General features: G+C 70.8%; 23 protein-coding genes, 1 tRNA gene and 1 pseudogene. 14 read left to right on the forward strand and 11 right to left on the reverse strand.

The features are described 5' to 3' along the window. Positions 1 to 11: 11 nt before the first annotated feature. Positions 12 to 1,940 (reverse strand): ricin-type beta-trefoil lectin domain protein, encoded by a 1,929-nt coding sequence (locus AB0J57_RS15840; RefSeq protein WP_366128716.1) that lies wholly within the window; start codon positions 1,938 to 1,940, stop codon positions 12 to 14. A gap of 804 nt (positions 1,941 to 2,744) precedes the next feature. Between AB0J57_RS15840 and AB0J57_RS15845 the strand changes: the two genes are divergently transcribed. After that, entirely contained in the window at positions 2,745 to 2,987 is a 243-nt protein-coding gene (locus tag AB0J57_RS15845; protein ID WP_366128718.1) for a hypothetical protein, read from the forward strand. A 449-nt stretch (positions 2,988 to 3,436) separates the two neighbouring features. Here the strand turns inward: AB0J57_RS15845 and AB0J57_RS15850 are convergent, their stop codons facing one another. The 3 genes from AB0J57_RS15850 to AB0J57_RS15860 form a co-directional block, all read right to left on the reverse strand. Beyond that, positions 3,437 to 3,922: an NUDIX hydrolase gene (locus tag AB0J57_RS15850; protein ID WP_366128719.1), complete on the reverse strand. Its 486-nt coding sequence runs from the start codon at positions 3,920 to 3,922 to the stop codon at positions 3,437 to 3,439. Positions 3,923 to 3,941: 19 nt separating this feature from the next. Further along, entirely contained in the window at positions 3,942 to 5,156 is a 1,215-nt protein-coding gene (locus AB0J57_RS15855; protein WP_366128720.1) for a helix-turn-helix domain-containing protein, read from the reverse strand. Positions 5,157 to 5,390: 234 nt separating this feature from the next. Further along, a complete protein-coding gene (locus AB0J57_RS15860; protein ID WP_366128721.1) occupies positions 5,391 to 5,759 on the reverse strand; it encodes a winged helix-turn-helix domain-containing protein in 369 nt (122 codons plus the stop codon). Positions 5,760 to 5,906: 147 nt separating this feature from the next. On the opposite strand from AB0J57_RS15860, the gene AB0J57_RS15865 reads away from it, so the two are divergent. The 13 genes from AB0J57_RS15865 (at position 5,907) to AB0J57_RS15925 (ending at position 12,918) form a co-directional block, all read left to right on the forward strand. Further along, complete coding sequence (locus AB0J57_RS15865) at positions 5,907 to 6,263, forward strand: hypothetical protein (RefSeq protein ID WP_366128722.1); 357 nt, start codon at positions 5,907 to 5,909, stop codon at positions 6,261 to 6,263. A gap of 2 nt (positions 6,264 to 6,265) precedes the next feature. After that, positions 6,266 to 7,618: an FtsK/SpoIIIE domain-containing protein gene (locus AB0J57_RS15870; RefSeq protein ID WP_366128723.1), complete on the forward strand. Its 1,353-nt coding sequence runs from the start codon at positions 6,266 to 6,268 to the stop codon at positions 7,616 to 7,618. Positions 7,619 to 7,697: 79 nt separating this feature from the next. Further along, a complete protein-coding gene (locus tag AB0J57_RS15875; protein ID WP_366128724.1) occupies positions 7,698 to 7,907 on the forward strand; it encodes a hypothetical protein in 210 nt (69 codons plus the stop codon). Further along, positions 7,904 to 8,086 carry a hypothetical protein gene (locus AB0J57_RS15880; RefSeq protein ID WP_366128725.1) on the forward strand — a complete coding sequence of 61 codons (183 nt, stop codon included), beginning with the start codon at positions 7,904 to 7,906 and terminating at the stop codon, positions 8,084 to 8,086. Before AB0J57_RS15875 ends, AB0J57_RS15880 begins: the two co-directional genes overlap by 4 nt. Before the next feature lie 80 nt (positions 8,087 to 8,166). After that, positions 8,167 to 8,439: a hypothetical protein gene (locus AB0J57_RS15885; RefSeq protein WP_366128726.1), complete on the forward strand. Its 273-nt coding sequence runs from the start codon at positions 8,167 to 8,169 to the stop codon at positions 8,437 to 8,439. Next, positions 8,436 to 9,095: a DUF2637 domain-containing protein gene (locus AB0J57_RS15890; RefSeq protein ID WP_366128727.1), complete on the forward strand. Its 660-nt coding sequence runs from the start codon at positions 8,436 to 8,438 to the stop codon at positions 9,093 to 9,095. The genes AB0J57_RS15885 and AB0J57_RS15890 overlap by 4 nt, the downstream gene beginning before the upstream one ends. Positions 9,096 to 9,112: 17 nt before the next feature. After that, entirely contained in the window at positions 9,113 to 9,307 is a 195-nt protein-coding gene (locus AB0J57_RS15895; protein ID WP_366128728.1) for a mobile element transfer protein, read from the forward strand. A 13-nt stretch (positions 9,308 to 9,320) separates the two neighbouring features. Beyond that, complete coding sequence (locus AB0J57_RS15900) at positions 9,321 to 9,476, forward strand: hypothetical protein (protein WP_344355378.1); 156 nt, start codon at positions 9,321 to 9,323, stop codon at positions 9,474 to 9,476. Positions 9,477 to 9,496: 20 nt separating this feature from the next. After that, complete coding sequence (locus AB0J57_RS15905; RefSeq protein WP_366128729.1) at positions 9,497 to 9,814, forward strand: SpdD-like protein; 318 nt, start codon at positions 9,497 to 9,499, stop codon at positions 9,812 to 9,814. A gap of 89 nt (positions 9,815 to 9,903) precedes the next feature. Then, positions 9,904 to 10,092: a hypothetical protein gene (locus AB0J57_RS15910; RefSeq protein WP_366128730.1), complete on the forward strand. Its 189-nt coding sequence runs from the start codon at positions 9,904 to 9,906 to the stop codon at positions 10,090 to 10,092. After that, positions 10,089 to 11,495 carry a replication initiator protein RepSA gene (gene repSA, locus AB0J57_RS15915; RefSeq protein WP_366128731.1) on the forward strand — a complete coding sequence of 469 codons (1,407 nt, stop codon included), beginning with the start codon at positions 10,089 to 10,091 and terminating at the stop codon, positions 11,493 to 11,495. The genes AB0J57_RS15910 and repSA overlap by 4 nt, the downstream gene beginning before the upstream one ends. Continuing rightward, positions 11,492 to 11,698 carry an excisionase family DNA-binding protein gene (locus AB0J57_RS15920; RefSeq protein ID WP_366128732.1) on the forward strand — a complete coding sequence of 69 codons (207 nt, stop codon included), beginning with the start codon at positions 11,492 to 11,494 and terminating at the stop codon, positions 11,696 to 11,698. Before repSA ends, AB0J57_RS15920 begins: the two co-directional genes overlap by 4 nt. Beyond that, on the forward strand, positions 11,695 to 12,918 hold the full coding sequence (locus tag AB0J57_RS15925; RefSeq protein ID WP_366128733.1) for a site-specific integrase: 1,224 nt from the start codon (positions 11,695 to 11,697) through the stop codon (positions 12,916 to 12,918). The genes AB0J57_RS15920 and AB0J57_RS15925 overlap by 4 nt, the downstream gene beginning before the upstream one ends. Before the next feature lie 72 nt (positions 12,919 to 12,990). Here AB0J57_RS15925 and AB0J57_RS15930 read toward each other — a convergent pair. From AB0J57_RS15930 to galU, 7 genes and pseudogenes are all read right to left on the reverse strand, one after another. Beyond that, positions 12,991 to 13,064 (reverse strand) — tRNA-Ala (locus AB0J57_RS15930). Positions 13,065 to 13,150: 86 nt separating this feature from the next. Continuing rightward, positions 13,151 to 14,212: a hypothetical protein gene (locus AB0J57_RS15935; RefSeq protein ID WP_366128734.1), complete on the reverse strand. Its 1,062-nt coding sequence runs from the start codon at positions 14,210 to 14,212 to the stop codon at positions 13,151 to 13,153. A 169-nt stretch (positions 14,213 to 14,381) separates the two neighbouring features. Next, the gene (locus tag AB0J57_RS15940; RefSeq protein WP_366129093.1) at positions 14,382 to 14,984 is read right to left on the reverse strand and encodes a GNAT family protein; all 603 of its coding nucleotides are present in this window, start codon (positions 14,982 to 14,984) and stop codon (positions 14,382 to 14,384) included. Between the two features lie 14 nt (positions 14,985 to 14,998). Further along, the gene (locus AB0J57_RS15945) at positions 14,999 to 15,598 is read right to left on the reverse strand and encodes a MogA/MoaB family molybdenum cofactor biosynthesis protein (RefSeq protein WP_366128735.1); all 600 of its coding nucleotides are present in this window, start codon (positions 15,596 to 15,598) and stop codon (positions 14,999 to 15,001) included. After that, positions 15,595 to 16,189 (reverse strand): annotated as a pseudogene (moaC, locus tag AB0J57_RS15950) (cyclic pyranopterin monophosphate synthase MoaC). The gene AB0J57_RS15945 and the pseudogene moaC overlap by 4 nt, the downstream one beginning before the upstream one ends. Before the next feature lie 32 nt (positions 16,190 to 16,221). After that, positions 16,222 to 17,529, reverse strand: coding sequence for a gephyrin-like molybdotransferase Glp (gene glp / locus AB0J57_RS15955; RefSeq protein WP_366128736.1), 1,308 nt, complete (start codon positions 17,527 to 17,529; stop codon positions 16,222 to 16,224). Continuing rightward, a complete protein-coding gene (galU, locus tag AB0J57_RS15960) occupies positions 17,526 to 18,437 on the reverse strand; it encodes a UTP--glucose-1-phosphate uridylyltransferase GalU (protein ID WP_366128738.1) in 912 nt (303 codons plus the stop codon). The genes glp and galU overlap by 4 nt, the downstream gene beginning before the upstream one ends. Positions 18,438 to 18,525 lie beyond the last annotated feature (88 nt).

The following is an 18,525-nucleotide window of genomic DNA, read 5'->3' on the forward strand; positions in this document are numbered from 1 at the left end:
TTGGGCGGGCCTCACCCCACGCCGACCGCCGCGTCCACCGTCGCGCCCGGGAGCCGGACCGTGACGAGCGGCGGGGTGCCGTCCAGGGGCGCGGGGCCGGCCGGGAGCGTGGTGCCGTCCAGGGGTGCGGGTTCCGGGGCGGGCCCGGGGGCGGGCTGCGCCGTGCCCGGTCCGGGGACCGCGTCCCTGACGCCGCGCACGCCGTACCCGTCCCCGTACCCGTCCCTGTTCCCATGCCCGTCCCCGGGAGCCGTCCCCGGCGGCGCTCCGCGACCGCGCCCGGTGCCGGCGGCCGGCGCGCCGGGCGTCCGGTCCGGCGACGGGCCCCTTCCGGAGCGCGCCGACTCCACGTCCCCGGTCGCCCCGGCGGCCCGCCGGGGCGAAGGGGCGGCGCCGACAGCGTTGTCGTCGGTCAGCCAGCGCTGGGACGCGGAGCCGTCGCGGAGCTTGACCACCACGGTGGTCCCCGGCTGCGCGGTGACCGGCACCAGGCCCAGGCCCGCGTGCCACCGGGGCACGACATGGCCCTGGATGCTCAGGTCGTACCGCACGGTCACGGCGGCCTGCGTCGCGCACAGCCGCAGCACGACCACGCCCGAGGGCTCCTGCGAGTTCGGGCACAGGACCGGGGCCGCGGCGCTGCGCAGCAGCCCGTCCCGCTCGTACCGCCACGCCTGGGTCGGGTGGCCCGAGCACGGCGCGAGGGTGAGCTCGGCGCCCACTTGGGGCCGGCCGTCCCGGATGTCGAGGCACAGCCCGGTCTCGGCGTTGCGCAGCCGCGTGGTCAGGGCTCCACCGCCGTGCCCGGCCGACGAGGGCGGCTGGGGCTGCGACTGCGGCGGGGCGGTGGTCGGCCGGGAGCCGGGCGCGGGGGCGGCGCTGCCGGCCGGGCCGCTCGGGGCGGCCGTTCCGGCGCCGGGCCCGCCGCCGCTGTCCGTCCAGAGGCCCGCGACGGCCGCCACGCCCAGGACGCCCGTCATGACGAGCCCCAGCCCCGCCAGGAGCGCCCCGCCGCCCGGCACGGCCCCGGCGAGGCGCCGCACGGCGCCCACCGGCACGGCCCGCGAGTGCCGGCCCGCCCTCCGCGCCTCGGCCGGCGCCCCGGTACGGGCACGGGAGCGGCCCGGCCGCGACTCGACGTACGCCCGGGCCCCCTCGCCGAGCACGCCCTCGGCCAGCAGCAGCGGCAGCCGCCCGTCGGAGTGGCGCAGTTGGTCGGCCGCGTACCGGCAGTGCCGGCACTTCGACAAATGCCGCTGAATGTCCGGGATCAGGGCGCCGCCGCGCCGCAGTGATATGTCGAGCAGCCGGTTGTAGTGGCGGCATTCCGGATCGGCGGCCAGCTCGGAATGGGCGCGCAGGCAGCCTGCGCGGAACAGTTCCCGGGCCTCTTCGAGTTGCGCTGTCGCGGCACGCGGGTCGATGGCCAGCAAAGCCGCCGGAATGGATATGCCCTCCGCCTCGACCTCCCGGTGCCAGAGCAGAACCTGCGCCGGTCCGGGCAATGCCGCGAATGCCCGGGCGACCAGCTCCCGGTCCGGCGCCGGCCCGGCGGGATTCGGCAGTCCGGTCAGCAGGGCCGCGATCCGCGCGTCCCCCGCCCACTCCGCGAGGGTCCGCCGCGCCGCCACCAGCAGCCGTGGCCGCACCGCCGCCTCCGTACCGCCCACGCCCTGGCGCAGTTCGTCCAGCACGCGCGCGAAGGCGGCCGACACGACCATCGAGGCATAGGTGCGGGAGCCGGTGAGCAGCGCCGCGTAGTCACTGACCGCTCCACAGTGCCGCGCCATCAGCACGGTGGCGGGATAGGCGTCCGCCGCGCCCCCGCCGCCGGGCGCCGCGCCCAGCATGCCGGCGAGTGCCGCGTCGGCGCCCCCCGAGGTGGGCGCGTAGGGAGGGGGCGGGGGAACGGAGGAATCGGGGCGAGGGCGTGAGGGCATGGGTGTATTTCCATTCAGGGCATTGCGATGGGGGGCTGAGGGGAACGCCGCCTGATTGGTACATACCTTGTCGGATGTCGATTCCCTTTGGGGGGCCGATTCCCTTTTGGGGTGCCACCGCCCGGAAATTCGAACTGCCGCTCAATTAAGCCCTGTTGGGCCCGCGGGGCTGCACAGCTTTCCATAACCCGCCACTTTGGAACAAGAGTTCCGGCACACGGCGGCGAGGGCACGGTGCCCATCGGGAATTCGCCCGCGCCCTCCGCGCACGGCACGGGGCGCGATCGCCCGGGCTGCGGAGGACGCCGGGGCCGGCCCAACGTCGCCGGCACCAACGACAAGATCCCGCCCGATCTGAGTGATCGGGCGGGATCTTGTGTGTGCGTGGACCTGAGGGGATTTGAACCCCTGACCCCCTCGATGCGAACTACGGGCGGGGCGGTCGCTGGCGTCTGCTCGGCTGGTCAACCGGCCGCCCGAAGTCTGTGACGGCTGGTTGCGGTCTCGGCGGTTGCTGTACTCCGCTGCTGTACAGCACAGCCAGCCGACCACCGCTTCAGGAGTTCGATCGGAGGTTGGCCCGGACCTGGCTGGCCACAACGCCGGGGTCATGCCTGCTCGGTCGGGCGCCTTCGGCATCTGTTCGCGTCTGCCGTCGTTGATGTCAGCCGTGGAGTCAGCCAGCCCCCAGACACGAACTGCCGGCGGTGTGGTAGCTGAGTCCATCTGGACTGGTCAGCCTTCCGCCCGGCCCCATGGCCGGTTGCGATTGTGGTGGCGGGAAGTGGGACATACTGTTCCATCATGGACGAGCGTCTGCCGAACAGTAAGCCGATCATGGTTCTTGTCGTCGACAAGAGTGGGCGCGTCGGTTACAGGGTTTGGCGCACTGCGCAGGATGACCGATTCGACTCGTACACGGGCCCGACCACTTACTGGCACGTCGAGATCCGCAGCAGGAAGCACGCTCGGAGCGTCGCTGATGAGGAAGGCTTCGACCTGCGATGTGAGGGCGAGATCTGGGATCGCTTGCCTGAAGAAGGCTGATCACGGTCGGCTTGCCCACGTGGTCGGTGGAGCGGCTTTGGGCGGGAGCTGCCATGGGGCGAGAGATCATGGCCCCGTAAGCTTCCGGCGCGTCGGGCAGTCTGTGGACCTGCCCGCTAAAGCACGACGTTGGGGCCATGATCTTAGAGGCTCGCCCCATGGTGGCTGCCTAAAGCCGTGGAGCCGACCGCCCCAGCCACAGCGGGTTTCCGCCCTTCGCCCGCAGCACGTGGCGCGCCGCCGGGCGCGGCCAGCCGGGGCGGAGACAGGAGGCAGGCCGCGCCGCAGAGGCGGCGCGCGCCCGCGCCGTGCGCGGGCCTTGATGAAGTAGAGAAAGTCTTACCGCGCCCTTGGCCTTGGGGCACGGTCCCCGCCGACAAGGTACGGGGTCGTTCGTCACTGGCGATTGGGGGCGACAGACCGAGTCGGCCGACCGACGTCACGAAGGTTCATGCGGCTTCGCTGTCGGGCCTCTGCCCATGCTCAAGGTAGACCGGTACTGCCTCCTGACGAGCCTGCGCCGCTGCCAGAATACGGCGGGCCAGCCTGGGGATGGTGCGCTCGCCGACCTCGTCCAGCGATACGAACCTGAACGCCTTCAGCTCGTCCGGCTGCAAGGTGATCTTCGAGAGGTCCTCTTCGCTGAGCTGGCCGCCGTCGAAGAGGTACAGAACCTTGTCGCCCTCTGCCTCATTCGGCGCCCAGTCGACGGCGAGCAAGCCCCCCAGAGCGGGCGTGATCCCAAGCTCTTCTTGGACCTCCCGGATGGCAGCGTGCAGGGGGGATTCGCCGGTCTCGACGTATCCGCCGGGAATCTCCCAGTAGCTCTTGTAGGTGGGCTCGACCATGAGGACACGTCCCACGGCATCGAAGAACAGCGCACCCGCGGCCATACGCGGATGCGCCATCTTTGCTTCCTGTGCGTTCGCTGCCATGGAGCCGAGCGTACCCAGCTCAGACCACATGGAGCCGGTCGGCCAGGCCCGCGAGGGTGCGGCTGGGTCGGCCGCGCTGGTTTCGGACCCAAGTGAGTACCAGCTCGCGCGCGAGGTAGTGGCTCCGAACCTGCTCCGGCGCCCAAGTCTCCGCTTCGAGGATCTTGGCCATGGCATCGTCCATCCGGTTGTGAGCGCTGAGCGCGCGGGCGACTTCGAGGTTGTGCCGGGTCCGGCGCTCAGTCGGCAGCCTGCTCGTATCGATCTGCGGGCCAAGATCTACCGCTACCTGCATGTCGCCCAGCTCGGCGGCGGTGGCCACTCGGTGGATGGCGACGTTCGTCGGGCCGAAGGCAGTCCATACGTGGTTGGCGTCGCGTCCGAGTTGGCGCGCTGTCCGGTCGGCCTCGTCCAGGAAGTCCCGCGTTGTGGCCCGGTCCTCTGCGCGAGCCGCTGCGATTGATCCCGCGAGGAAGAGCGTTCCGTAGATCGAGAGGAATTCGGGTGTGGCGTCCTCCAGTCCAGGGCGGAGGTATTCGCCGGCATCGCCGACAAGCTGCACGGCGGCATCGAACCTGCCGTTCGACAGCAGACAGTGGGCCACGGAGCGGAACAGTGAGCCGGTCACGACGCTGTTGCCCGACTGTTGTGCCGCCGCTAGACCACGGTCCGCAGCGATCCAGGCAAGGTCCGTCTCGCCGAGCTTGGTCAGGACCATGGCGGCGCCTTGGTAGGTCATCGCCGTCAGTTCATGCGCCTGCTCGCGTTCCCGCCCTTCGTATGCCTGCCCAGCGATGAGCGCGTCGGCAAGCAGGAGCGGCAGGCGCCTGGTGGCGAATCCATACCGTGAGTCCTGGTACGCGTCCCAGACCTCCGCCACGTTGCTTCGGAGCTCGTCGAGCGGGGTCGGCTCGCCCTCGGTGGTGACCCCCAGCAGTGGGGTGAGCTGGCGGTAGTTCATCAGCGCCGAGCGGAGCGCCGGCACTGTCCGGGTGCCGCTGTCGGCTGTCCACTCCAAGAGAGTCGGCTCGGCGATCAGGTCACCGAGGCTCACGTCCAGGGCGTCGGCGAGCGACTTGATCACCGAGAGCCTGTCCAGTTCCAGCCGGTTGTTCTCGGCTTTGCTCAGCCAGTCCACCGTGCGGCCGACGAGTCCGGCCAAGACCTCCTGAGACATCCCCCGCCTGCGGCGGTACCAGGCGACTCGTTCACCGATCGTCAGGTTCGTCGTCATCCCTCGCATGGGAAGAGCGTCCCCCCGTCTCCAGATACGACCCCGGAGAGATTTTCCGGGGTAGCGCGGTGGTCCGGTTCTAGCGTTGCTGACAACCCGATGGGTTGTCAGGTCGAACGTGCGACGGAGGGGACACGATGGCGCTGACCCCGGCTGAAGTGATGGAACTGATCAGTGAGGTAAGGGAACTTGGCCAGGAGGTGGCCGACCTTGCGAACCGTGCCGACGCGATGGTCAACCGGCTTGCGACTGCTTACGAACCAGCTCCTCAAGCTGGTCCATCCGCTCCGCAAGCCGACGCACGTCCTGGCGGACCTCCGACAGGTACTCGGTGATCTGCTCGAACTCTGGGCTGCGCCTCACGGGCCGGGCCTCCCCAGGAAGGGTGACGAAGCTGCCCTTCCCCTGGTGAGAGATGGCGTACCCGTCCTCGCGGAGCCGGGAGATCGCTTGGCGGGCGACGGTTCGGGAGACCCCGTGCGTGGCCATCAGCTCCGTCTCAGAAGGCAACTTCTCGCCCGGGGGTAGCTCCCCATCACGGATTCGCCGCTTGAAATCGTCGGCGATCTCCAGGTACTTCGCACGCCCGGTGAAGTCGGCCATAGCCCCTCTCAGTGCTTGTCGCACTAAGTCCAGCACATCGCACCGACAAGAGTCGAGAGCCACTTGACGTACTAAGTGTGTTAGGTGCACTCTCGATAACAGCCGACGCACTAAGTACGTCAAGTTGTCCGATCAAGGAGCGCACACATGCGTCAGATCCCCGTCGACACATCCGCCGCCACCGTGATGGTGGCCAAGCCCCCACAGCCGAAGGTCAAGGACCGCCGTTCCGGTGAAGTCGCCACCGACGCCCAGACCGGCGCCACGCTGATGACCGTGGACGTGATGTTCGCGGCCAACGACGAGGTCGAGATCCTGTCAGTGACCGTCCCGGAGACCGGTATCTCCGGTGAGCTGATGATGGGCACCCCGGTCGCCCTGACCGGCCTGATCGCCCGGCCGTGGGAAAACGAGTTCAACGGCCAGAAGCGCCACGGGATCGCCTTCCGCGCCGTCGCGGTCACGTCGCTCGCCGCTGACGCCTCGAAGCCGAAGGCTGCCTGATCATGGGCTGGCTGGCTTCCCTACTGCTGGTCGTCGCCGTCGCAGGTCTCCTGCGGTGGCGGCGCCCCGCCTGGTACTGGCTGACCTTCGGGGTCACCCTCGCCGCGCTGCGGGTCCTGGTCCGGTACAGCTCGGTCATGGACGCCTGCGGCCTGACGGTACCGCCCTCCCGTTGGCGTCTGACGCTCGCCCGGGTGGCCAACCGTCCGGTGCCCGAGTCGCGACCGCCCCGCATCCTGCGGCTCTGGCCGACCCGGACCGGACTGGTCTTACGGCTCAAGCTCCGCCCGGGACAGGACTCCTTCGACATCTCAGCGGCGACGGACCGACTGCGCCACTCGTTCGGCATGTACGGCGTCACCTCCCGTGAGCTGCGCTCCGGCGTTGTCGAGCTGCGCATGACCGGGTACGACGTGCTCAAGCGGGTGCAGATGCCCGCCAAGACCGACGGTGCCCCGATGCGCATCCCGGTCGCGCTGCGGGAAGACGGAGCCGTCCACTACCGCGACTATCGCGCCATCCCTCACGCGCTGACGCTCGGTGCCACCGAGTCCGGCAAGTCCGTCTACCAACGCAACCTCGTCACCGCACTGGCCACACAGGATGTCGCCCTGGTCGGCATCGACTGCAAACAGGGCGTCGAACTCTTCCCACTTGCCCGCCGCTTCTCAGCGCTCGCCGACAACCCCGACACCGCCGCCGAACTCCTCGACGCCCTCGTCCAGCACATGGAGGACGTCTACCACCTGATCCGGGCCGAACAGCGGATTACCGCTGACGTGCCGGATGCGGAGATCGCCGCCGACATCTGGGACCTGCCCGACGACATCCGCCCGACCCCGATCGTGGTCCTGGTCGACGAGGTCGCCGAACTGGCCCTCTTCGCGAACAAGGAGCAGGAGAAACGCCGGGACCGGATCATCACCGCCCTGGCCCGGCTTGCCCAGCTCGGCCGCGCTGCCGGCATCTATCTGGAGATCTGCGGACAGCGCTTCGGCTCCGAACTCGGCAAGGGCATCACGATGCTTCGCGCCCAGCTCACCGGCCGCACCGCCCACCGGGTCAACGACGAGTCCTCGGCGAACATGGCCTTCGGCGACATCGCCCCCGACGCCGTTCTCGCCGCGATCCAGATCCCCACCGATGCTCCCGGCGTGGCTGTCGCTGGTGACTCCACCGGTGGCTGGGCCCGCATCCGCGCCCCGCACACCACGCTGAGGCAGGCCGTGAACATCTGCAACCGGCACGCCGACCGCACCCCGGACCTGCCCGCCCTGGCGCCCTTCCGGCCCGCGCTGCCGAGCCTGACCAAGGTTCCGGCTCCCGCCGTCGAACCCGCCCCGGCCACGGTCTGACATACCCCGCTCCATCGGCAGGCGCGACCGCTTCGTGCCAGGTCCCTACCCGCCCCATGCCCAAAACAGAGGCGAACCCATGGACGCCCGCGAGGACTACGAGCGCACGGTGCAGATGCTCGGTGATCTGGCCCTGTACGCGCACTTGATCGGCGCTGACCTCGACTTCGTCGACGCCATCGGCCCGGCCCTTGCCGCATCCCTGCCGTGCGGCTACCTCCCGCCGCTGCCGTCCGGCTACGACCCCAACGACGGCCCCGACTACCCCGGCTGCGGGTGGCGGCCGTGACCACGCGCAAGACCACCGCCCGCAAGCCCCTGCCGAAAAAGTGCCCGGACTGCAAGGGCACCGGCGAGATCACCGAAACCGTCCGGGTCGGCTCCGCCCGCAAGCCCCGCGAAACCGCTGACCGACAGGCCGCGCTCTGCCTGACCTGCTTCGGCACCGGCGACGCACCCACCGACTGAACCACCGCCGGGACCGGGCGGCAGGACGTGTGAGCCCCGCCCCGTCCCGGCCCTCAACTCCAGGAAGGAGAAGCCCCGTCGTGTCTGAGCCGCTGACTGCCCTGGACGGCCTCACCCCGGACGACTTCCTACGTCAGCTTGCTGCCCTGCGCGAGCGGCGTGACCGGATCGATCGGCAAATCCGCGCCCACCTGGCCTACGCGCGGGAGTTCACCAGCCCCCGGCCCTACACCCTGGCCTCGCTGGCGGAGGCGGCCGGACTGTCGATCTCCGGGGTCCGCACTGCCTACAGCCCGGTCGACTGCGACGCTGTGGCCCGCGCCCTGGGCCGTGTTCCCCGGAGTCAGTCATGAAGACCTCCACTGGCCGTATGCGCCCGGACGCCGTCCTCGTACAGGCCGTGATTGCTGGCGCTCTGTCCTTCGCCCACCTGCACGACCTGGCCGCCGCTGCCGGACAGGACGGCTGGAAGGCGTGGGCCTACCCGATCTCGGTCGACCTGCTTCTGGTCGCCGCCTGGCGACGTCTCCGCAGTGAAGGCCCGTCCCGGCTGGCCTGGTGCTGGTTCTTGATCGCCCTGTTCGCATCCCTCGGGGCCAACGTCGCCACCGCCGGATTCCTCGACCTGGCCCACCCCCCGGCCTGGCTCCGCTTCGGCATCGCCGGATGGCCCGCCCTGGCCTTCCTCGGCGGCACACTCCTCGCCCATTCCGCCGGGGACCGGGTGCCGGTTCTGCCGGCGCCCGCAGCCCCGGCCCCCGCACCCGATGTTGTCGAGCCCGATCCCGCCCCGGAGCCGGTCATGCCTGCCGACGAAGCACCGGAACTGCCCGCCGCGTCGCCACCAGCACCCACCCCGGCCGTCCCGGCCGCTCTGGTCGACCACGCCCGCAAGGTCGCCGACGACCACCGCGCCCGCACCGGCACTCAGATCGACATCGACACCCTGCGCGCCCGCCTCGGTGTCCCCGCCCCGATGGCCGACGCGATCGCCGCCCAACTCACCTGACCCGAAAGGAACCGGCTATGCCCGCCCGCGACCACTTCCACTCCGTGATGCGCATCGGGCCGGTGCAGATCGGCACCCACCGCGACCGCCACGGCCGCACCAAGCACGCCGCCGTGTGCACCGCCGACCGCTGCGGCTGGTCCGCCGACTACTCCACCTCGTCCGCCGCCCAGCTCGCCGCCCGCACCCACCGCTGCCGCCTCGCCGACTGATCGGAGATTCGTCATGGACGTACCGCTCTGGCTCGCCCTGATCGTCATCGGCTGGCTCGGCATCAAGCTCATCCGCCCGCCCTGGTGGCTCGTCGTCGTGCTCCTCCTGGGCGGCTACCTCCTCGCAGACAGCCTGCTCGCCCCCGTCGTCGACACCGCCGTCAAGTAACCGCCGAAGGGAGACCGACCATGTTCCGCCCGAAGATCCCGACCAATCCGCTGCCGACCGGCATCGTCACCCCGCCCGCCGTCATCGAGCCGACCACCGTCATCCAGCACACCCCGGCGCCCGCCCCGGCCCCGGTCGCTCCGGCGCCGACCCGGCCCACGGTGCAGCTCACCCCCGGCGCCCTGCTCGCCGTCATCGCTGGCGGTACCGCCGTGGTCCTCGTCGTGGGCGCCGTCCTGGTCTCGATGCTCCTCGCGGTCGCCATCACCGCCGCGTCCGTCGCCGTCTGCGCGCTGGTCGCCCGCTCGCTGATCACCGCCGACAGCAAGCGCCGCTGACCGGCCCCCGGGCGGCCCTGAAACCGCCAAGTCTCCGCCGCCCGGGCGCCGTCCCTGTCCGAACCACTGATCCGGAAGGAACACCCATCATGACCGATCACGACCGCCCCACACTGAGGATCTGCCCGGCCTGCGACGGCTTCGCCTCCGCCGCTGTCACCCTCGGCGGCCGTAACCGCCACGGTCACCTGCGCACCATCACCGTGCACTGCCCGGCCTGCCACGGCACCGGACACCTGCCTGCCCGCGTCCCCTCCCTCGCCGGGGGCCGCGCATGACCGACACCGCGACCTTCGCGGGCCTGGACCCGATCACCCTGGGAGACCTTCTCCGGGTGGCCGGGTCACCGGGCTTCGACCGCTGGCAGGACCAGATCCGCCGCACCGGCGGCTGCGCCGACCCGATCCATCTGACCGGCTGGACGGTGATCAAGGACCGCGTCACGGGAGAGACTCTCCACCGCTACACCACCGAAGGCGAGCCGGGTGGACGCCTGCGCATCGCGTGCGGCAATCGCCGCGCCTCCCGCTGCCCTGCCTGCGCCTGGACGTACGCCGGAGACACCTACCACCTGATTCGCGCCGGACTCGCCGGAGACGACCGCCGCGACATCCCCACCACCGTGCGCGATCATCCCCGCGTCTTCGCCACCCTCACCGCCCCGTCCTTCGGCCCCGTCCACAACCGCCCCGACTCCGGCCGCTGCCGCTGCGGCACCCAGCACGCCCCCGACGATCCGGCACTCGGCACCGCCCTCGACCTGGCCACGTACGACTACGCGGGCGCAGTCCTGTTCAACAACCACGCCGGTGCCCTGTGGCAGCGCTTCACCAACCGGCTCCGCCGCGAGATCGCCGCCCGCGCCGGACTGACGCAACGCGAACTCACCGACACCGCCCGCCTGTCGTACGGCAAGGTTGCCGAGTTCCAGAAGCGCGGCGCCGTCCACTTCCATGCCGTGATCCGCCTGGACGGGCCGGAAGGTCCCGACACCCCGCCCCCCTCCTGGGCAAGCGTCGGGCTCCTCGCTGACGCCATCCGAGCCGCCGCCCGCCACGCGTACACGAGCGTCACCGTCCCGGCCGCCGGTGACCAACCGGCCCGTACCTTCCGCTGGGGCACCCAGCTCGACGTACGGCCCGTCAAGGCGTTCGGCGACGGCTCCGACATCACGGAACAAGCCGTCGCCTCCTATGTCGCCAAGTACGCCACCAAGGCCGCTGAGAACACCGGCACTCTGGACCGCCGCATCGGTGAGCTCGCTGAACTCGACCGCCACCACGTACCCGACCACGCCCGGCGCCTGATCACCGCCTGCCGTGACCTCGATCCCCTGTACCCGGACCGGCGCCTGTGGGCCTGGGCTCACATGCTCGGCTTCCGGGGCCACTTCTCCTCCAAGTCCCGACGCTACTCGACCACCCTCGGCGCCCTCCGCCAGGCCCGAGCCGACTACCGCCGCGCCGAAGAGCTGGCTACCTACGGCAACGGCCGGCACGGCGAAACGACCACCGACAGTGACACCGTCCTCGTCCTCGCCGACTGGCAATACGCCGGACACGGCCACACCCCCGGCGAATCAGCCCTCGCCGCCACCATCGCCCACGACATCCAGCTCAACCGCGAAACCGCCCGCGAAGCCCTGCACGACCAACTCGTCCTGGAAGGAGTCACCGCATGACCACCACCGTGATCGAAAGGAAGTGGCACACCACCGCCGAGGTGGCCGAGATGCTCGGCTTCGGGCTGTCCAAGACCAAGATGCTCGTGCTCACCGGGGAGATCCGCTCGGTCAAGGTCGGCCGCAATCGCCGCATCCTTCCGGCCTGGGTCGACGAGTACGTCCAGCGCGTCACCGCCAACGCTGAAGGGTGGGCCGCATGAGTGGCAAGCGCGGCAACGGCGAGGGCTCCATTTACCCGTACAAGAACGGCTTCGCGGCCTACGTCTGGGTGGACACTCCGGAGGGCAACCGCAAGCGCAAGTACGTGTATGGGAAGACTCGCGACGAGGTCCATGACAAGTGGATCAGGCTGCACGCTGAGGCCAAGAAGGGGCCCGTGGCGACCTCTACGCCGACGCTGGGGCAGTACCTCACGCGCTGGCTCAAGGAGGTTGTGGAACCGGACCTGAAGCCCAAGACGGCTGAGACGTACGCGATGCACGTGCGGCTCTACATCGCTCCGGGGCTGGGCTCCAAGCGGCTGGACAAGCTGACCGTCCGGGACATCCGCACATGGGTGAACGGTCTACTGGATCAATGCCAGTGCTGTGCTCAGGGCAAGGACGCCAAGCGTGAGGAGCCTCGTTGCTGCGCGATCGGTGACTGCTGCGAGCAGATCCCTTCCCGCCGCACGGTGCAGGATGCTCGCGCCGTCCTGCGGTCGGCACTGACCAACGCGATGACGGAGGAGCTGATCACGAAGAACGTCGCCGGACTGGTCAAGGTCCGCTCCGGGCGGAAGACCAAGCGCAAGCCCTGGTCGGTCGCGGAGGCCCGACAGTTCCTCGAAGCTGCCCGTGCTGCCCGTGACCCGCTGTACCCGGCGTACGTGCTGATCCTCGTCCTCGGCTTCCGACGCGGTGAAGTACTCGGCCTCACGTGGCAGAACGTGAACCTGGACGCCGGAGAGATCACCGTGCAGCACCAGTTGCAGCGCATCCGGCGACGCCTGGTGCACGACGAAACCAAGACTGAAGCCTCGTCGGCCACGCTGCCGCTTCCGCAGATCTGCATCACCGCTCTCCAGCTCCGCCAGAAGGAACAGGAAGCGGCCAAACAGGCGGCCGGTGATCTGTGGTCGGAAACAGACTTCGTATTCACCACCCGATACGGGACGCCGGTCGAGCCGAGGAACTTCAACCGCTCTTTTGCCGGCCGATCCGGAAAAGCTAGCGTCCGTACGATCCGGCTGCACGACACTCGCCACACGTGCGGTTCGCTTCTCGCCGCCCTGGACGTTCACCCTCGGATCGCGATGCAGATCCTCCGGCACAGCAAGATCGCAGTCACGATGGAGGTCTACACGCACGTGCCGTCGGAAGCGACCCGTAAGGCGCTGCGCAAGCTCGGCAAGCACCTGGGCAAGCAAGATCCGAAGTAATTGCTGTACTCCGCTGCTGTACAACAGCTCAAAGCCCCTGCCGGATTTCTCCGACAGGGGCTTTGACGTGCGTGGACCTGAGGGGATTTGAACCCCTGACCCCCTCGATGCGAACGAGGTGCGCTACCAGTCTGCGCCACAGGCCCTTGCGACGTGTGAAACATTAGCATCCCGATCCGGGTGCTTGGAAATCCGTTCCCCGCAGGCCGCCGAGAGGTCCGTCACGCGGCGCCTACTCGTTGGCCGCGCGGGGGCGGTCCTCGTCCGCGTACTGGTCGAAGAGCGGTGTCCGGCCGTGGTCGTGGGAGCGGCGCGGCGGGTGCGGGCTCGGGTGGGGGTTCTGGCGCGTGGCCGGCGGCGGGGTGGGTTCCGCCGGGGAGGAGCGGGCCGCGCTCCAGGTCTCCGGGTCGGTGACGTCGACGCCGCCCGTCGCGCGCGGAGCCACCGGGGCGGTGACGTAGGTGGGCAGCGGCACCGGGACCGGGTCCCAGCTATCGCCGCGGGTGGGGCCGTGGTCGCGCTGCTGGTCCACCCACTCGGCGTGGTCGGTCTGCTCGACCAGCGCGCGGCGCCCGGCCTCCTGCGGGGTGAGCGCGGGGGCCGGTTCGGGGTCGGGCTGCGGGTGGCGGGCCTCGGGCGCGTCCGGCTGGTCGGGGGCGGTCCGGCCGCGCGGGCGGCTCTCACGCAGGCGCTGTGCGGCGGCCTCGGCGCGGCGCCGGTCCATGACGTACACGAACCGACGGCGCTCCTGGGCGCGCAGGTGCACGATGTACGCGCTCAGCAGCACGGCCGGGACGCCCGGGGCCCACAGGAAGGCGAGGCCGCCGACCGCCGCGACGATCGCGCCGAGCGTGAAGGCGAGGAAGAGGATCACCGTGGTGCGCCGGCGCCGGGCGAGGACCTTGGAGCGCCGGGCGCGCTCGGCGGCCGCACCGGCCGGGCGGGGGCGCCGGGCGGGGCGTGGCCTCGCGGGCGGAACCGCCGGGACCTCCAGGCGCGCCTCCGTACGGTCCGGGGGCGCGGCGAAGGCCCGGACGTCGACCGAGCTCAGATGCTCCGTCTCGGCGTCCGGGTCGACGTCGGGCGACGCCGCCTGTTCGGCGGTGCGCTCGCGCAGCTCCTTGGCGTACCGGCGCTCCATGCCCGCCCGTCCGGACAGGAGCCGGATGGCGGTGCTGAAGCGTTCCGTCGGACGGGCTTCGTTCAGCTCGTCCTGCCTGCGGAGCCACATCGGCACCAGGTAGGCGGCCCAGGCCCCGACGATGACTGCGTAGATGAGGCCGCTGCTGCTCACGCCTCACACCGTAGAGGGGTTCGCATCCGGCCATCGGCCAATTGGGCCGGTGTGTCGCACGATCTGGCTGATATCACTGAATTTTTTTGTGAATGGTCCGACCGGTTCCGACAGAACGCCGACCTGAATTCGAACATATATTTTATTAGCGTGATCGGTCAGTGTCCGTTCAGCGGGGAGTTCCTCGGCTGACGCGGTGCCACCGGCGCAACAGCCCCTCCGGGACCTCCTCGGCGGTGAGCGCGAAGACGAGGTGGTCGCGCCAGGCGCCGTCGATGTGGAGGTAGCGGGGGCGCAGCCCCTCCTCGCGGAATCCCAGTTTCTCGACGACCCGGCGGCTCGGGGTGTTCTCGGGCCGGATGCACACCTCGATCCGGTGCAGTCCGACCGTACGGAAGCAGTGGTCGACGGCGAGCGCCACGGAGGTCGGCATGACGCCCCGGCCCGCGACCTCGCGGTCCACCCAGTACCCGACGTGGCCCGAGCACATCGAGCCCCAGGTGATGCCGGCGACGGTGAGCTGGCCGACCAGCCGCCCCTCGTACTCGACGACGAACGGCAGCATCCGCCCCGCGTTCGCCTCGGCGCGCAGGTGGCGGACCATCTGGCGGTACGTGGGGCGCTGGGCGAACGGGACGCCGGGCGCGGGCGGCGGGATCGTCGCTTCCCAGGGGCGCAGCCAGTCGCGGTTGCGCCGGTTGACCTCGCGCCAGGCCCGCTGGTCGCGCAGCTTTATCGGCCGCAGGACGACGGCGCCGTCCGCCAGCGTCACCGGCCAGGCCGGGTTCATGACGGTCTGGGGTGGTCGCCGCCGCGGAGCTGGTCGACCGCGTGGACCAGGAGCCGTTCCAGGACGGCCAGGCCGTCGCGGACGCCGCCGGTGGAGCCGGGCAGGTTGACGATCAGGGTGCGGCCGGCGACCCCGGCCAGGCCCCGGGACAGCACGGCGGTCGGGACCTTCTCGCGGCCGTACGCGCGGATGGCCTCCGGGATGCCGGGGACCTCGTGGTCCAGGACCCGTCGGGTGACGTCGGGGGTGCGGTCGGTGGGCGAGACGCCGGTGCCGCCGGTGGTGAGGATGACGTCGTACGCGGCCTCGACCCCGGCGCGCAGCGCGGCCTCGACGGGGTCGCCGTCCGGGACGACCTGCGGCCCGTCGACGGCGAAGCCCAGGCGGGCGAGCCCCTCCGCGAGGATGGGGCCGCCCTTGTCCTCGTACACCCCGGCGGAGGCCCGGTTGGAGGCGGTGACGACGAGCGCGCGGTACGGGCTGCCGCCGGTGGGGGCGTGCTCCGGCTCGGAGGCGCGCTTCGGGGCGTGCGGAGTGGCGTCGCGCTCCGGCTCGTGGGCGTGTGCGCCGGTGACGTTCCCGGCCCGGGGCGTCACGCCCGCTCCCCTTCCGCCTCGGTGCGCCGGTAGTGGCCGGACTTGCCGCCCGTCTTCTCCTCCACCCGTACGTCGGTGATGACGGCCGCCTTGTCGACTGCCTTGATCATGTCGACGACGGTCAGCGCGGCCACCGACACGGCCGTGAGGGCCTCCATCTCGACGCCCGTGCGGTCGGTGGTCTTCACCGTCGCCGCGATCTCGACCGCGTCGTCCGTGACCGACAGGTCCAGTTTCACGCCCGAGACGGCCAGCGGGTGGCACAGCGGGATGAGGTCCGGGGTGCGCTTGGCGCCCATGATGCCCGCGATACGGGCGGTGGCCAGGGCGTCTCCCTTGGGGACGCCCTCGCCGCGCAACAGCTCGATCACACGGGGGGAGACGAGGACCCGGCCGGTGGCGCGGGCGGTGCGGGCGGTGACGTCCTTCCCGGAGACGTCCACCATGCGGGCCGCCCCCGACTCGTCGATGTGCGTCAGGCTGCCTTGCGTACTCACTGCTGAACTCCGCCTCGCGTGTTCCGGCGCCGATTGCCCCGTACGGCCCATTGTCGCGCCGCCGGGGGCCGGGGGTGGTCCCCCGGGAAGGCACAGCGCAGACACGGTACCGCCACCGCGCGCCGCTCAGCCGATGAGGACCACGTCCAGTTCGCCGCCCGGCTCGACCGTGGTGGTGTCCTCGGGGACGACGAGCAGGGCGTCGGCGTGTGCGAGGGCGGCGATCAGGTGGGAGCCGGCGCCGCCCACAGGGGTGACCGTGCCGGCCTCGGCGTCGTACCTGCCGCGCAGGAACTGGCGCTTGCCGGCCGGTGAGGACAGCGGCTTGTCGGCGGCCAGGACGGCACGCACGCGTGGCCGCTGGACGTCCTTGACGTCCTTCAGCCCCATCAGGGCACGGATCGCCGGCCGGACGAACAGCTCGAAGGAGACGTAACTGGAGACCGGGTTGCCGGGCAGGGCCAGAAGCGGGGTGTGGTCGGGGCCGATGGAGCCGAAGCCCTGCGGCTTGCCCGGCTGCATGGCGAGCTTGCGGAAGTCGATGCCGCTGCCCGGCTCGTCCTCGTCGCCCACCGAGGAGAGGGCCTCCTTGACGACGTCGTACGCGCCGACGCTGACCCCGCCGGTGGTGACGAGGAGGTCGGCGCGGATGAGCTGGTCCTCGATGGCGGCCCGCAGCGTCGTGGCGTCGTCGGTGACCGCGCCGACGCGGTAGGCGATGGCGCCGGCGTCGCGCGCGGCGGCGGCCAGGGCGTAGCTGTTGGAGTCGTAGATCTGGCCCGGGCCCAGCTCCTCGCCCGGCTGGACCAGTTCGCTGCCGGTGGAGATCACGACCACGCGCGGGCGGGGACGGACCCGCACCGTGCCGCGTCCGATCGCCGCGAGCAGCCCGATCTGCGGCGGCCCGAGGACCGTGCCGGCCTCCAGGGCCAGGTCGCCGGCCTGGACGTCGCTGCCACGCGCGCGTACATGGGCGCGGGCCTCGGCCGGGCGGTGGACGCGGACCTCGCCGGTGGCGCCCTCGGGGGCGGCGCTGGCGGCCCGCATGCCGGTGGCGGGCGCGCCGCCGGTGCCGCCGTCGGTCCACTCGACCGGGACGACGGCCTCGGCGCCGGGCGGCAGCGGGGCGCCGGTCATGATGCGGGCGGCCTGGCCGGGGCCGACGGTGGGCAGCCCCTCGCTGCCCGCCGCCACGTCACCGATGACCGTGAGCACCGCCGGGAATTCCTCGGTGGCGCCGGTGACATCGGCGACCCGTACCGCGTACCCGTCCATGGAGCTGTTGTCGAAGGGCGGCAGGGCGACGGGCACCATGACGTCCTCGACCAGGACACAGCCCTGGGCATCGGGCAGCGGCAGCTCGATCGGGTCGAGCGGGTGGACCGCCTGGAGGATGTCCTCCAGGTGCTCGTCCACCGACCAGGTCGTACTCACAGTGCTTGCATCTCCTCGGTGACGTAACTGCGAAGCCAGTTCCGGAAGTCCGGTCCCAGATCCTCACGTTCGCACGCGAGTCTGACAATGGCCCGCAGGTAGTCGCCGCGGTCGCCGGTGTCATAACGGCGTCCCTTGAAGACGACGCCGTGCACCGGACCGCCCGCCGACTCGTCGGCGGCGAGCTTCTGGAGGGCGTCGGTGAGCTGGATCTCGCCACCGCGGCCCGGCTCCGTCTTGCGCAGTATCCCGAAGACGGCGGGGTCGAGGACGTACCGGCCGATGATGGCGTAGTTGCTGGGCGCCTCGGCCGGGTCGGGCTTCTCGACCAGGTTGGTCACCTTCACGACGTCGGCGTCGCCGGTGGGCTCGACCGCCGCGCAGCCGTAGAGGTGGATCTGGGAGGGCTCGACCTCCATCAGCGCGATGACGCTGCCGCCCTCGCGCTCCTGGACCTCGACCATGCGGGACAGCAGGGGGTCACGCGGGTCGATGAGGTCGTCGCCGAGGAGGACGGCGAAGGGCTCGTTGCCCACGTGCGGGGCGGCGCACAGGACGGCGTGACCGAGGCCGCGCGGGTCGCCCTGGCGGACGTAGTGCATGGTGGCCAGGTCGCTGGACTCCTGGACCTTGGCGAGGCGCTCCTGGTCGCCCTTCTTGATGAGGGCCTCTTCGAGCTCGTAGTTGCGGTCGAAGTGGTCCTCCAGCGGCCGCTTGTTGCGACCGGTGATCATCAGCACGTCGGAGAGGCCGGCGCCCACGGCCTCCTCGACGACGTACTGGATGGCGGGCTTGTCGACCACAGGCAGCATCTCTTTGGGAGTGGCTTTCGTGGCCGGCAGGAACCTGGTGCCGAGGCCGGCGGCGGGGATGACAGCCTTGCTGATCCTGGGGTGCGACTTGGTCATGCGGAGCACCATATCTGCTCGGTATGGGCGGAAGATTAGCTTCCGGTTAACTTCCTCCCCATACGGTCACGTACGAGAGGTTTGTGAG

Origin of the sequence: Streptomyces sp. NPDC049837, from assembly GCF_040674455.1 — a bacterium.
Taxonomy (GTDB): Bacteria; Actinomycetota; Actinomycetes; order Streptomycetales; family Streptomycetaceae; genus Streptomyces.